Genomic DNA, 14,445 nt, shown 5'->3' with positions numbered 1-14,445 from the left:
TAGTGTTAATAAACTCGTTTATTTTATTTGAAATTTATTTATGGGGAGATCTTGCCGTGTTAATTGATACTAGTCCATTTTCAAAGAAGCTGTTAGATGTTTTGAAACACAGTAAGACTTACAAAATAAATAATCAAATGAACAACTTAGAACTTTATACTTGTCCTATTAATGCAAATCAATTTGATTACTCAAGAATGATAGAAAGTCTAATTGAATCGGTTGCTGACTTTTCTATCTCAAGAAAAACTAAAGAAAATTATATTGGTTCTCCAATGACACTATCACTAAAGGCTAGGGAGAAATTTCGTGATTACAAGGAAAATAAAGGGGAATTAGGAGAGTTTTTGTTGTTTTGTTTTTTAGAAGGACACTTAAATGCTCCAAAAATACTATCAAAATTAGAACTGAAAACCTCAACAAATATGTATGTTAATGGATCTGATGGAATACATTTTTTAGAATTACCCAATGGGAATTATCAATTAATCTTTGGTGAGTCTAAATTATATGAAGATTTAACAACTGGACTTAGAGATGCTTTTCAGTCAATAAATGACTTTTTAAAGGAAGAGAATAAAAAAGGTGAAGAGAAAAGCGGAATCAGTTATGAAAAATCATTAATCTCCTCGAGTGTATTTAGAGAAACTTGGACAATTGAAGAAGAAGCTTTTATTGAGAAACTTATTTACCCAACTAATAAGAATTCTTTTGAGGTGGATGATGCGTTTGGTATTTTTGTAGGGTTTGAAATTACTCTTAGTGAAGAACAACGTAGGTTACCTAATGATCAGTTTAGAAATATGATAGACTCATATATAAATAAAATTGTAGAACAAAAGATATCTAATATTGAAACTTACATATCACAACATAATTTATTCGGATATAATTTTTATATATATCTAATGCCTTTCATTGATATTGAATTATCTAGAACAAAAATATTGGAGAAACTAATAAAATGACATTTTTAGATAAATTAGTAAATAAAGCGTTTGAAGATCCATATTTGTTGGGCTTATTAGTAAAATTAGAAAAAAGATATGCAGATTATTTTATTTGTAGCAGTATAGAAACAGATGTTCTTTTAGAGAAAGAATATACAGACTTACTTCGATTCGCTGATATTCTTTGTCGTTCTGAAGAATATGAAGCTAGAAATATGGCTTATAAAATAATCAGTTTACTCCATACTTTTTATAGTGAAGACCAATTGTTCAAATTACATGCTTATAATGTATTGATAAAATTGGGAAATTTTCCATCTATTAAGATTGTGTTGGGCAAAACAGAGGTTGAATCAGATGAAATTGCAATAGATCGAATTGTTAAAGAAACTTATCAAGCGGCACCAGATTCATCTAATATTTTTACTGATACTCAATATAAATTATTTGAAAAGATGAAAGATAGTAACCATTTTAGCTTTTCTGGTCCGACGTCTTTTGGAAAATCATTCATTTTTGAATCATTTATTAAATACTTGATCGAAAAGAGGAATGGATCTGATAATATTGCTCTTCTTGTACCTACACGAGCTTTAATTAATCAAGTTTCTACGAAGTTGAAAAATGTTATAAATGACAAAAACTACAAAATACTATCAAAACCGTTAGTTCCGTTACTATACAGAAAGAGTGACACGAGGTTTATTTTCGTATTTACTCCTGAAAGACTAATTTCATATCTTTCTGAATCGAATCCAGTAATAAATTACTTGTTAGTTGATGAGGCTCATAAGCTATTATCTGAAACAGACACACGTGCTCCACTATTTTATCATGCCTTAATGATTGCGAAACGAAAAAGTATAAATCTCTACTTTTCATCTCCTAACATTCCTAATACTAATATATTTTTGCAGTTAGTGGGAAATAGTTTGGAAGAAACTTTAAGTATAAAAGAAAATTCAGTTGCACAGAATCGATTTTTTATTGATTGTATCGAAAGGCGTGCGCTATATTTTTCAGAATATGGTAAGGAACAAGTTCTAGAGTATAGTGGTTACGCCAGTGATCCATTAACAAACCTAAAAAATGCAATCAATATACTGGGTAAAGATAATCAAAATATTATATACTGCAATACAAAAAATGATACCATTCAATATGCACTTGAATATTCTCAATTTTTACCTGTTAGAGATGATAATGAACTAAAACAATTAATTAATCTTGTAAAAGATACTATGCACGAAGAATATTACTTAGTGGACTGTTTACAAAAAGGTATTGCTTATCATTTTGGCGGACTACCGCAACGTATTAGAGAAAAGATTGAATTACTTTTTCAAAAAAAGATAATTAAGAATATATTTTGTACCTCTACTTTATTAGAAGGAGTAAATCTTCCAGCAAAAAACATCTTCATTTTGAGTAATGCTATTGGATTAACCAAATTATCTAAAATAGATTTTTGGAATTTAGCTGGTAGAGCAGGGAGATTAACTGAAGATTTAAGTGGTAATATTATCTGCTTACGTATAATTAATAAAAAAAATCGATGGGACAATCCAGAAAAAGATCTCCAAGTAGTTCGAGAAAAGTCCATTAATGATGTTACATCTGTTCTTATGACAAATAAGGCGAAGTTTTATATAAACATTGGGCAATCAATAAAAAACGAGCCATTTACTAGAAAGCAGGTTACAGAAAATGAAAAAAGAATGTTAGACTCATATGGTAACATTCTAGCCTATCATGCTTTAAGTAAAACAGATTCAATTCTTAGAAGCAAATTTATTGATAGTAATTCACAGTCTAAAGAAATAATTAGTTATTTAGATAAAATCAATAAAGTTCCAGATAAAATTCTTTCTCAGAGTTCAACAATTAAGTTAGTGTATCAAAATCAAATTCTTTCAAAATCAATAAACATGATTAATTTGCCTAATAACACAGGTTATCAAGAGTGTTTAGATTTACTTAATAACCTGTATGTTTTATACAATTGGGGGAAAGAGGAAAGTGGAGGGAGGAATCCTTTAGTAAAAAATAAAACTGTTTTAGGTTACTATGCAGTTTTAATGAGCTCGTGGATTAATTCTCAACCATTGCAGTTTATTATTAAGAAAACGATTAAATACTTTGACGAAAATGATAAAGAAATTTCTATTAATAATAGAGATTTTATTGTTTTCGACAAAAACAATAAAGCTCATATTAATCATATAGTTAACAATGTTGTATCAGATATAGAAAATGTTCTTCGTTTTAAAATAAAGATCTATGTAAAAAATTATATTGACTTGATAAGCATAGAATATCAAGAAAGCAAAGAGTCGGTAGGTATTCCTAACTGGGATAATTATCTAGAATATGGAACTACCGATTTAATAATTATAGATTTGCAAAATTTAGGTTTCCCAAGGCATATAGCTAGTTTTCTGAAAAATAATTTCCTGGACGTATTTATTATTGAAAACGGAGAAATAATTGAATTCCTAGAAAGTGAATTGAAAATTCGCCTTCAAAATCCAAAATATAAAGAAGAGCTAGATGAGATATCTAAAACTTTAGGGTGGGACTAAATACAATAAATTTGAGGAAAAGTGATTCAGTAATTAGCGTATTATTAATCTACTCATGCAAACGATCGCGATTCTTTCATAAGTGAAAATATTAGCTGTCATTAAAAAAGAACCTTTTAAATGATGGCTAATATTTACGGTTATTCTTAAATAAGATGAATTTCAAAATTATAGATTTTAAATAGATATTAGGGATAATTGAAACCGTGAAGTAAAAAAATGGTTAGGGTTTAGTTCTATTACATTGTTAACATAGGAAATTGATAAACATGACTGTAATGTGCTGGGATGAAACATGAGAAATTATGTATTGTAGTGGATTAATTACTTGACTGAAGAATTTTATAAAGCCAAGAGAAAACAATAATGTTTTTATTTGTTTGAATTAATTGTTGTATGTTTATACATTTTTTTGTTATCAATCAACAAGCGTTTTTACTCACTTTAAGTGAGATTTTTTTGTTTAAAGTGGTTTTCTTAATAATTTGTCTCACTATAAATGAGACAAATTACCTTAAAAAGAGTGATTTTTATAGCGTTTTTTCTCACCGTAAATGAGACATCACAGAATAAATAGACGAAGCATAGCCCAATAAAGCTTTCTTGTTCAGAAACATCAACGTATAAAGTGGCGGGAATATGCTCGATTAAAACAAATATAGGGTGTCACAATTATGACACCCTATATTTGTTTTTTAAAGTTGAAGGGAAGAAACACTTATCTAACTTATTTGATTAACTATCATATACTGAAATAAGTCGATTTAATCGTCAGTAGGTGAAAAAGTGTGAGTAGTTCTAAACGTAAAAGTAAACGACATAGCCACAAGTTAAAACAGAAGAAAAAAAGAGAAAATAGAACTACACATTTACGCATCTCCGATGACTCAAAAAGTTCAACAGAATCAAGTAACTCAAACACTATTGCGATTATAGGCGGTTGGGTTGAGGCAGTAGGTAATATTGTGGCAGCAATTGGTGATACACCCATTAAAAACATGCCCGAAACGATTAAAACGGATCTACGGATAGTCGGAAATGTTCTACAAGCTGTAGGAAGTGCCTTAACTTCTGATAATGAGCCGATATTTATTGATATAGTAGGAGATATTCTTCAGTCTGCCGGTAATGTAACGGTTGTAATAGGGATATTGGACAAAAATGAACAATCGAGTCAACGTTTAGAAACAATAGGTAATGAACTGCAATTATTAGGCGCAGGCGTATCTATAAATACACAAGAAAATCTAACCTTTAGCCAATCATTAGACAATGTTGGTAATGTGATTCAAGTAATTGGAAATGCACTTCAAGTCTATGCAAATCCTAATACGGAAGAAGGAATACGTGTGAATGCTATTGGTAGTTGGACTCAAGCGGTAGGTACGGTTATTTCGGCACTTGCTGCAGATTACAATGATTAAGATACTTTCGAATCCGTGTTGCCAAGCAAACGGAACTAGATCGTATCTTAGGGTTAGAATTAGGCGCAGATGATTATGTGGTGAAGCCATTTTCGATAAAGGAACTTGTAGCAAGAGTCAAAGCCCAACTAAGAAGAGCGACGACATTCACGAACTTACAAACTGATGAAAAATCAATCTTTAGATTTTGCGATGTTAGTTTTAGTTCGTTTTATAAAAAAAGAGTAGTTAAACCTTTGGAGGAATTAACACAAGTTTCGAACGAAATTCTTTCAGGAAACCTTGATTGCTCCATTGCTTATGATGGGAATGATGAAATTAGTAGATTTGCTGCTCATTTTGAAAAAATGCGATTGAGTTTAAAGGAAAATAAGACGGAGCAAATGTCATTTGAACAAAAACGTAAACAGTTCATTACGAACATTACCCATGATTTAAAGACTCCTTTATCCTGTATCAGTGGATATGTTGAGGGCTTAGGGGATGGGATGGCTGTTGACGAAGAAAACTTTCAAAAATACCTGAAAGTTATTGATAAAAAAGTGAAAGAACTGGATACTTTGATCGGGCAATTAAAGGTATTCAATGAATCTGAAGAAGATCAGCTATCTGTGAAGGGTGAAGAAATCCATGCAAAGGACTTTCTAGAAGAATTATACGAAACGTATGGGATAGATGTAGCTTTACAGGGAATACCCTGTGTTCTAATCAATGAAATAGAGAATGATTGTCGAATTAAAGTTGATGGAATTGCAGAGCCGCAAACTCGTGACTTCAGTGGTGAGCAAGGCGATACATATATGAAGAAAAAAACACACCAAATATATATAAAGCATTGAATGATTTACAATACATATGTTAAATTTTATATAGATGATAAATTATGGAAGTAAATAAAGGTAGAGGATACGTTTACTCGATTCAATATCATATCGTATGGTGTACAAAATATAGAAAACAAGTTATTTTAGGAGATATTGAACACAGGCTCTAAGAAATGATTAGAGAAATCGCAGATACAAATAACTTTGTCATTATATCTCAAGAAACGATGCCAGATCATATTCATTTATTAATAGATTGTACTCCGCAGCATTATATCCCGGATATGATGAAAGCTTTAAAAGGAAATACCGCAAGATTTCTGTTCAAGGAATTCCCATCTTTAAAGTCAATTACATCCATACTCAGAAAGAGAGGTGAGCATTTTGCAAAAGGCTTATAAATTTAGATTATATCTAAACAAAGAGCAGCAAATTCAACTGAACAAAACATTTGGCTGCACTAGATTTGTTTATAATCATTTCTTAGATAAGCGGATGAAAGCATATGAAGAAAGCCAAGAAACTCTGACCTATGGGAAATGCTCCTCTCTCTTAACTGGACTAAAGAAAGAATTAGAATGGTTACAAGAGTGTGATAAATTTTCATTACAAAATGCATTAAAAGATTTAGACAAAGCGTATCAAAAATTCTTCAAAGAGAAGACGGGATACCCTACTTTTAAAAGCAAGTATAACAATAGACAATCTTATCGCACGAATGTTACGAATAACAATATTGAGATGAAAGATCATCGAATCAAACTTCCAAAGTTAAAATGGATCAAATTTTCCAAAAGTAGAGAGATTGACGGAAGAATCCTGAATGTTACCATTTCCAAAAACCCAAGTGGTAAGTATTTTATTAGCGTTTGTTTTGAAACAGAAGCATATCGTCCGGAGATTCCAATAGATCAGTCTATTGGAATAGATATGGGATTATCTCATTTTATGATTGGCTCAAATGGCAACAAAATAGATAAACCTAAATATTATCGTAAATATGAGGAGAAGCTTGCCAAACTTCAGCGTTCATTATCGCGTAAGAAAAAAGGTAGTAACAATAGAAATAAAGCAAGAATAAAGGTAGCAAGACTACATGAGAAAATAACAAATACAAGATCAGATTTTTTTCATAAGCTTTCTACAAAGTTAATTCGTGAAAACCAAACGATTGCTTTAGAAAGTTTGAAAGTGGAAAATATGATAAAAAACAGAAAACTATCAAAGTCAATTGCAGACGCCTCTTGGAGCCAATTTATTACGATGTTAACCTATAAAGCAGGTTGGTATGGCAGAGAGATAAAAACGGTAGACCGATGGTTTCCTAGTAGTAAGTTGTGTTCATGTTGTGGATATAAAAAAGAAGAGATGAAATTGAACGTTAGAGAATGGACATGCGATAGCTGTGGTGCACTCCATGATCGAGATATAAATGCTGCAATGAATATACTGCAAAATGCCGTGTAAGATATGAGAAGGTATAGTTAACTGTAGGAACTACAGGGATAGCTTGGTACATTTAGATGGCTAATAAAAGCATCTACTACCCAAGAATCTCGTGACTTTAGTCATGAGAGGTTCAAAATGTAGGTTGAGACAAATGTAGCTGTTTTGCGGTAGCTGAAATATTCTCTTCATTCGCTACAGCAATGAAATAGCGCAACTCACGGATTTCCATAATAGTCTCCTTGTTGCACGTATGCTTCAAAGGCATAAGAATGTATTTGAAATAAGTAATAATTGATATTAAAAGGTAGAGAGGGGATTAATAAAAATGGAAATGAAGGAATTTATAGATTTTTGTAAAGTAGGCAACCCCATATCGGGCGAGGATAAAGAATTACATGGACTATTGACTCAAGTTAGTTATGAAGCCCAAAGGATCACAATGGAATTAAACACCTCCTATCATTCAAAAGAGGAGATTGTGGAGATTTTTAGTGAACTAACAGGTAATAAAGTCGATTCATCTTTTATGTGTTTTCCACCGTTTTATACAGATTTCGGGAAAAATATTACGATTGGAAAAAATGTGTTTCTTAACACAGGCTGCTCCTTCCAAGATAGAGGTGGAATTAGTATAGGAGACGGTTCAATGATAGGTATGAATGTCACAATTGCTACACTTAATCATGGGTTACCTTTGGAAACGAGAAATACAACATATTCCTCTCCAGTTATCATTGGCAAAAATGTCTGGATTGGATCAAGTGCAACAATATTACCTGGCGTAACGATTGGAGATAATTCAGTTGTTGCAGCGGGAGCAGTTGTCACTAAGGATGTCCCAGAAAATACTGTCGTTGTAGGAGTACCAGCAAAAGTAGTAAAATCAATTAACGATACTGCAAAGTAATGATCTGATAAATTTTAAATCATCAATTTATCAGGGGTGATGGATTAAAGGGAGAGGGTTTCGGTTGAAACAAGTCGTATCCATGTTATTTGTAATATTATTAATTTCTGGTTGTTCTATCAATGAACAGGAAGGTCCCACAAACGATCAGCAGCCTACTATAGCCGAACAGGAGAACACTCTGAATGGGCAGGAAACTGATGGGCAAGAAGAGACAAGCATGGAAGTGATAGCAGAAAATCTGATCGTTCCTTGGTCTATCGCAAAATTGGGGAATACCTTCTATATAACAGAAAGACCGGGAAACATCGTAAAAATAGAAAATGGAGAATTTGAACGGCAAAGCGTGGAGCTTGAGAAAGAACTTTCGACAGCGTCAGAGGCAGGGCTGCTAGGATTTGTTCTAGCCCCAGATTTTTCGGAATCGAATGTCGCTTATTCATATTATTCTTATGAAGATAACTCTGGTCAATTTAACAGAATTGTAACCCTCCATCTCGAAGACGGTGTCTGGAGAGAAGGGAACTTGCTTCTTGATCAAATCCCAAGCGCTCCCTGGCATGATGGGGGAAGACTAAAGATTGGACCGGATGGAAAGCTTTATGCAACAACGGGTGACGCATCTAATTCGGCAATAGCACAAGATCCTAATTCATTAGGTGGAAAAATATTAAGAATGAATCTTGATGGCTCCATACCAAGTGATAATCCATTTCCGAATTCTTATGTATTTAGTTATGGACATCGAAATCCTCAAGGGATAGCCTGGTCGCCTGAAGATACGCTATATACGAGCGAGCACGGTAACAGTGCTAACGATGAAGTGAATGAGATAGATGCTGGTTTAAATTATGGCTGGCCAATTATTGAGGGGAAAGAGGTACAAGAAGGTATGGTTTCACCTCTATTTACCTCTGGAGATGGAGCTACTTGGGCACCCTCTGGAATGGATTACTTCGATGGCAAATTATATGTCGCAGCCTTAAGAGGAAGCGCAGTATTAGAATTTGATCTTGAAACAGGCGAACAACGTGAAGTCATCAGCGGACTTGGTAGAGTTCGGGACGTACAAATTGAAGATAACATCCTGTATTTCATTAGTAATAATACAGACGGTCGTGGTGTGCCACAAGGGAACGAGGATAAGCTATACAAAGTCTTACTTTCAGAAGACGATGATTCATAATTTCTCAATGAACAGATTAAGAGGCCATAGATAAATTCTGTGGCCTTTTTGTGTGTTGATTATGGAAAATATAGTACGATAGAGTAAGATTGATGGGAGATATTTTTCATATTTGTAAACCAAAGAGGTATGGAATTGGAAAACTGTCGAAAATGTCAAAGTAACAGTGTAATTCAGACAAGTTCACTAATAACAAGAATACTACTAAGTTTCTATATATTTATGTGTTTTTATTTATTTACAGGATCAGTTATGATTCAGTCATTAATTGCAATAATACCTCTTATTATCCATTATAAAAATGTTTGTTCTAATTGTAATGCTACATTTTATAGAGTAATGAAATTTAAAAGAGTAAAGGTTCTTGGTGAGAGAAATATCTTAGATAAATTTATTCTCGAAACTTTTCCCTATTGTATCACTATAGTGATACTAATTAGTTTATATCCAAATACTGGATTAGGTAGAATTATATATTTGCCAATGGTGTTTCTTGTAAACACAATAATAATTACAATAAGTCTAAGCTCGAATTATATATTAAAGACAAAAAGACAACAGTATATTAAAGTAATTGTAATCATACTATTAACAATTATAATTGCAATATATTTTTATCCTCAAGATTCTGGAGAAAGAATTTGGGAATTATTTTGAATACGGAATAGAGAAGCTGGAGGATGACTATGAATATAAGAAAAATTGAACAGAATGGAGTAGAAATTGCTTTTGTTACTAGCAATGAAAACTCATTACCAATGTCCAGTCTGCTTTGGATTTTATATATGAGAGCAATAATGGAAGGGATATATTTTTCTTGTCCAATGAAGACCAGGCTAGTGAAAAACTAAGCAGGGTATAGTAATGCATAGATTGATTATAACAATAGGGAAGGGTTGCTAATGGAACGGGGTATATTTAATTCAAATCTGCTTGAGGGAAATTATATACCTCAAGTACATGCCTACTACTATAAAGAGTGGTCACAGTTCAAGATGAATTATCATCAGCATAATTCTATCGAAATTATGTATATGATGAATGGAGCTTGTCGAGTAGATATTGAGCCTGCAAAGCAAGCTGACAAGCTGCAGTCCTTTTTTCTAAAAAAGGGAGAGTTCATTCTATTGAACGGCAGAACTAGTCATCGACTTATTGTAGAGCAGTCTTGTCGAATGTTAAATGTAGAGTTTTCATTTACTCCTGTAGAGCTGCCTTTAATTAATCTGAAGCAGTTGACTGTTGAAGAAACAGCTCTGCAGGCGCTTTGGTCTCTACCTGCTGATTATGTAGTTCTACGTGATTCGGAGGAGGTCTATTATCGACTACGCAGTCTTATATTCGAACTAGATCGTGGCAAGTCGGATTCTAGTATGATCATGCAAATGCTCTTCTCCCAACTGTTGATTCAGATTGCTCGGATCTACACTGAGCAGGAGGATGGTGAGCGGCAGCATAAAGATTATTATATCAAACAGATTGTGGCCTACCTGCATCATCACTACGATCAGAACATTCAGGTGAAGGATGTGGCGGCCGCTGCTAATCTCCATCCGAGCTATATGCAGCGTATCTTTAAGCTTCAAACGGGGCAGACGCTAATGGAATACTTAAATATTCTCCGAATGGACAAAGCGATGATGTTGCTCAGCCAGACGGATATACCGATTAACGATATTCCAGAGTATGTGGGTGTGGGAAGCCGTCCTTATTTCCATGCATTATTCAAAAAACATACTCAAAAGACACCATCCGAGTATCGGAAACATATCAGACGTCAAAGTTGAAGCTGCTAATAAAAGCTGTGATTTTATACATTTTGATTCTAAATAAGTAACGATTCTGATAACGCTAACAATGGGCTTCTGCTATAGTTGGAGTTAAGATTATTCCAACTTATTATTCTTAGTGGAGGTTGTATATATGTCATTTAAGATTACATTCATTGGTGCAGGAAGTATTGGTTTTACTCGCGGTTTATTAAGAGATTTATTAGCTGTACCAGAATTCAAGGATATTCAAGTTTCCCTTATGGATATCAATGAGCATAATCTGGAAATGGTCACAAAGCTGTGTCAACGTGATATTGATGAGAACGGGCTATCTATTAAGATAGAAGCAACAACAGATCGACGGGTTGCCTTGAAGGATGCGAAATATGTCTTTTGTACCGTACGTGTTGGCGGACTAGAAGCTTTTCAAACCGACATTGATATCCCGCTAAAATACGGTGTAGATCAGTGTGTAGGTGATACGCTATCTGCTGGGGGTATCATGTACGGTCAACGGGGCATCGCCGTTATGCTGGACATCTGCAAAGATATTCGTGAAGTTGCTGCTAAGGATGCGATGCTATTTAACTATGCGAATCCGATGGCGATGATGACTTGGGCCTGCAATCTATATGGTGGTGTACGTACGATTGGACTATGTCATGGGGTGCAAGGTGGTCATGCTCAGATTGCAGAAGTGTTTGGGCTGAAGAGTGAAGAGGTCGACATCATCTGTGCTGGTATTAATCATCAAACCTGGTACATACAGATCAGGCACCAGGGAGAAGATCTGACGGGTAAACTGTTGGAAGCATTTGAGCAGCATCCTGACTTCTCACGTACAGAAAAAGTCAGAATCGATATGCTACGTCGCTTTGGATACTACAGTACAGAATCCAATGGTCACTTAAGCGAATATTTACCTTGGTATCGGAAGCGGGCAGATGAGATTCAGGATTGGATTGATCTGGGCAGCTGGATTAATGGCGAAACAGGTGGTTATCTGCGCGTATGTACCGAGGGACGTAGTTGGTTTGAGACGGATTTCCCTAACTGGATGAAGGAGCCTGCCTTTGTGTATGCTGCAGAAGAACGTAGTCAAGAGCATGGCGGTTATATTGTTGAAAGTTTGGAGACAGGACGCGTCTACCGGGGGCATTTCAATGTGATTAATCAGGGTGCTATTACTAATCTACCAGCTGATGCGATTGTTGAGGTGCCAGGATATGTTGATGCTAATGGAATCTCGATTCCAATAGTAGGAGCGCTACCACTTGGAGCAGCAGCGGTGTGCCAAGCAAGTATTTCAGTGCAGCGACTTGCTGTTGAAGCGGCGGTACACGGAGATCTCAACTATTTACGCCAAGCTTTTATGATGGATCCGCTCGTTGGAGCGGTATGTAATCCGAATGAAATCTGGCAAATGGTGGATGAGATGCTGGTGGCGCAGGCGGAATGGCTACCGCAATACAAGGATAGCATCGGTGAGGCTAAGTTGAGACTTGAATCTGGTCATCGGGTAGCGACAAAGGAAAATTATACGGGAGCTGCTCGTCTGAAGGTGAAGTCGGTGGAGGAGATGAGTTTGGACCGCGATGCTGCGAGAAAAAACGCTAGTGAAGCTGACAAAGGGAAAGATCGGGAGAAGCTGGCTGAGTAAGTGATCTAAGCTGAAAGAACAGCAGGAATTACGCAACTACAGGAATCATTAAGATCTTCTTAGTTGTACTCAATATTAGCCCACATCTTGATAATAAGGTGTGGGCTAATTGGTGTTTGATGAAGCCATTCTTTCGGTTATAAATCGATAAAACAGAGGATTAGATATATTAGCGGGAATACTAATTACTTATTATAGTTAGGAATATCTCTCATTTATTAATAGGTAAATTATAGAAAATTTTAGTTGTATAGAGTAAGATTAAGGGGAGATTATTTGGTTTTATTGTCGAATAGGAATTGTACTAATGTCAATTGATTTGATGAAGTGCAGAAATAATATGTTATAAGAAATCCCCGCAAAGAGAAAATAATATTATAAAAAAGGTGGTTAATTCTAATGAATAATAATAACTTTTGGGAATTGATAAATCGTTCCAAAGAACACGGTGAAGAACAGGTAGAATGGTTAACCAAAGAATTAGTTAAACAAAAAACTGATGAAATATTTAATTTTGAAATAGAGTTTAAGAACAAGATGGATCAGTCTTATACACCTTCATTATGGGGAGCAGCTTTCGTAATAATGGGTGGGTGTTCCGATGATGGATTTGATTACTTTAGAGGTTGGTTAATTTCTAGAGGAGAAGAACTATTCAATAAGGCATTAAAGAAACCTGAATATTTGGCTGAATATCTCACGGAAGATAATTTACAAGAAGATGTATTTGCACCCCAATTGGAAGCGATTTTGTCAGTGGCATCAGATGCGTACACTTTTCAAAAGACCGGTGAAATTGAGTATGATGACGAAATTAATACAGAGTTTTTAGATGAATTAGAAGCTAGAGGATATAAATTTGAACCAATAGAAATTGAATTAGATTGGGAAGAAGACCTAGAGGAAAGATATCCATTTTTGTGGGAAAGATTCGGAGACAATCCACTTACATAGGTAACGCTTCGAAGGCGGAGACATCTTATAACACCAGATTCAGGCTACGGGCTGCGCCCTTGATTGGAAGATGATAAATGGCAATGAAGTGTCTCACCAACACATTGAATTCCCTAAGATAAGAGCTATCTAAGGGAATTCAACGTCATGAATCCAAGGAACGTTATGTGACATACTCGAAATCATTTTATCAAACTTATAGACCACAAATTCTTTAGAAAAATAGAGGATAACGTTATGACAACTGATAACTTTGATTATTATAAAGACGATGAATTTGCATGGACAGGAATACTTGATCACTATCAAAGTCCTCACTTTATACATAGAAAGAGTACAACCTTTAGTATTGAAATAACTTTAGATAAGAAAATTAATGAATTTGATTCTAAATTTATAATATTACTCGGTAAAGACTGGACATGGGGAGAAGACAGAGAAATTAAAGCATTTAATTTGGAAGATCAGAAGATTTTCGGTAAGTATATATATTTGAAATTTGTAACCATTCGAAAGAGCAAAAGATATGATGAGATTAAATATTTTCTCTTTGATCTTGGGGCTTACATAGACCAATGTGAAAATAAGATTAATGAGATTATAGTTAATGAGATTTCGTAAGTAATGCACTGAAGTCGAGTACGTTACATAACACCGTATTCACGCAGCGGCTACGCCTTGGTCACTGGTGATGCTGTTGACAGAGCAGTATGCTCATGTGACAACTTGCTGCGAAA

The 14,445-nt window shown here is 34.5% G+C and carries 12 protein-coding genes and 3 pseudogenes; 14 read left to right on the top strand and 1 reads right to left on the bottom strand.

Annotation, left to right across the window (positions count from 1 at the left end):
- The first annotated feature begins 56 nt into the window (after positions 1–56).
- From AC1TO5_RS03125 to tnpB, 7 genes and pseudogenes are all read left to right on the top strand, one after another.
- The gene (locus tag AC1TO5_RS03125) at positions 57–968 is read left to right on the top strand and encodes a HamA C-terminal domain-containing protein (RefSeq protein ID WP_482061316.1); all 912 of its coding nucleotides are present in this window, start codon (positions 57–59) and stop codon (positions 966–968) included.
- Positions 965–3,532: a DEAD/DEAH box helicase gene (locus AC1TO5_RS03120; RefSeq protein WP_482061315.1), complete on the top strand. Its 2,568-nt coding sequence runs from the start codon at positions 965–967 to the stop codon at positions 3,530–3,532. Before AC1TO5_RS03125 ends, AC1TO5_RS03120 begins: the two co-directional genes overlap by 4 nt.
- A 788-nt stretch (positions 3,533–4,320) precedes the next feature.
- A complete protein-coding gene (locus AC1TO5_RS03115; RefSeq protein WP_482061314.1) occupies positions 4,321–4,956 on the top strand; it encodes a DUF6944 family repetitive protein in 636 nt (211 codons plus the stop codon).
- A gap of 20 nt (positions 4,957–4,976) precedes the next feature.
- Positions 4,977–5,093: pseudogene (locus AC1TO5_RS03110) on the top strand (DNA-binding response regulator); the annotation flags it as partial.
- Between the two features lie 39 nt (positions 5,094–5,132).
- Entirely contained in the window at positions 5,133–5,795 is a 663-nt protein-coding gene (locus tag AC1TO5_RS03105) for a histidine kinase dimerization/phospho-acceptor domain-containing protein (protein WP_482061807.1), read from the top strand.
- Between the two features lie 44 nt (positions 5,796–5,839).
- Positions 5,840–6,181, top strand: a pseudogene (gene tnpA, locus AC1TO5_RS03100) (IS200/IS605 family transposase).
- Complete coding sequence (gene tnpB / locus AC1TO5_RS03095) at positions 6,165–7,247, top strand: IS200/IS605 family element RNA-guided endonuclease TnpB (RefSeq protein ID WP_482061313.1); 1,083 nt, start codon at positions 6,165–6,167, stop codon at positions 7,245–7,247. Before tnpA ends, tnpB begins: the two are co-directional and overlap by 17 nt.
- Positions 7,248–7,365: 118 nt before the next feature.
- Here tnpB and AC1TO5_RS03090 read toward each other — a convergent pair.
- Positions 7,366–7,458, bottom strand: a pseudogene (locus AC1TO5_RS03090) (LysR family transcriptional regulator); the annotation flags it as partial.
- A gap of 96 nt (positions 7,459–7,554) precedes the next feature.
- Here AC1TO5_RS03090 and AC1TO5_RS03085 point away from each other — a divergent pair.
- From AC1TO5_RS03085 to AC1TO5_RS03055, 7 genes are all read left to right on the top strand, one after another.
- On the top strand, positions 7,555–8,136 hold the full coding sequence (locus AC1TO5_RS03085) for a DapH/DapD/GlmU-related protein (RefSeq protein WP_482061312.1): 582 nt from the start codon (positions 7,555–7,557) through the stop codon (positions 8,134–8,136).
- Between the two features lie 64 nt (positions 8,137–8,200).
- Complete coding sequence (locus tag AC1TO5_RS03080) at positions 8,201–9,322, top strand: PQQ-dependent sugar dehydrogenase (protein ID WP_482061311.1); 1,122 nt, start codon at positions 8,201–8,203, stop codon at positions 9,320–9,322.
- Positions 9,323–10,094: 772 nt separating this feature from the next.
- Complete coding sequence (locus AC1TO5_RS03075) at positions 10,095–10,184, top strand: DUF4180 domain-containing protein (protein ID WP_482061310.1); 90 nt, start codon at positions 10,095–10,097, stop codon at positions 10,182–10,184.
- Positions 10,185–10,224: 40 nt separating this feature from the next.
- Positions 10,225–11,109, top strand: a complete 885-nt coding sequence (locus AC1TO5_RS03070; RefSeq protein WP_482061309.1) for an AraC family transcriptional regulator — start codon at positions 10,225–10,227, stop codon at positions 11,107–11,109.
- 136 nt (positions 11,110–11,245) lie between these two features.
- Positions 11,246–12,754 (top strand): alpha-galactosidase, encoded by a 1,509-nt coding sequence (gene melA, locus AC1TO5_RS03065; protein WP_482061308.1) that lies wholly within the window; start codon positions 11,246–11,248, stop codon positions 12,752–12,754.
- A gap of 399 nt (positions 12,755–13,153) precedes the next feature.
- Positions 13,154–13,708, top strand: coding sequence for a DUF4240 domain-containing protein (locus tag AC1TO5_RS03060; protein ID WP_482061307.1), 555 nt, complete (start codon positions 13,154–13,156; stop codon positions 13,706–13,708).
- A gap of 237 nt (positions 13,709–13,945) precedes the next feature.
- Positions 13,946–14,329 carry a hypothetical protein gene (locus AC1TO5_RS03055; RefSeq protein ID WP_482061306.1) on the top strand — a complete coding sequence of 128 codons (384 nt, stop codon included), beginning with the start codon at positions 13,946–13,948 and terminating at the stop codon, positions 14,327–14,329.
- Positions 14,330–14,445: the final 116 nt, after the last annotated feature.

Source organism: Paenibacillus sp. Y930 (assembly GCF_056786375.1).
The sequence above is the reverse complement of the archived record's forward strand: the minus strand, read 5'-3'. Positions and strand labels throughout refer to the sequence as shown.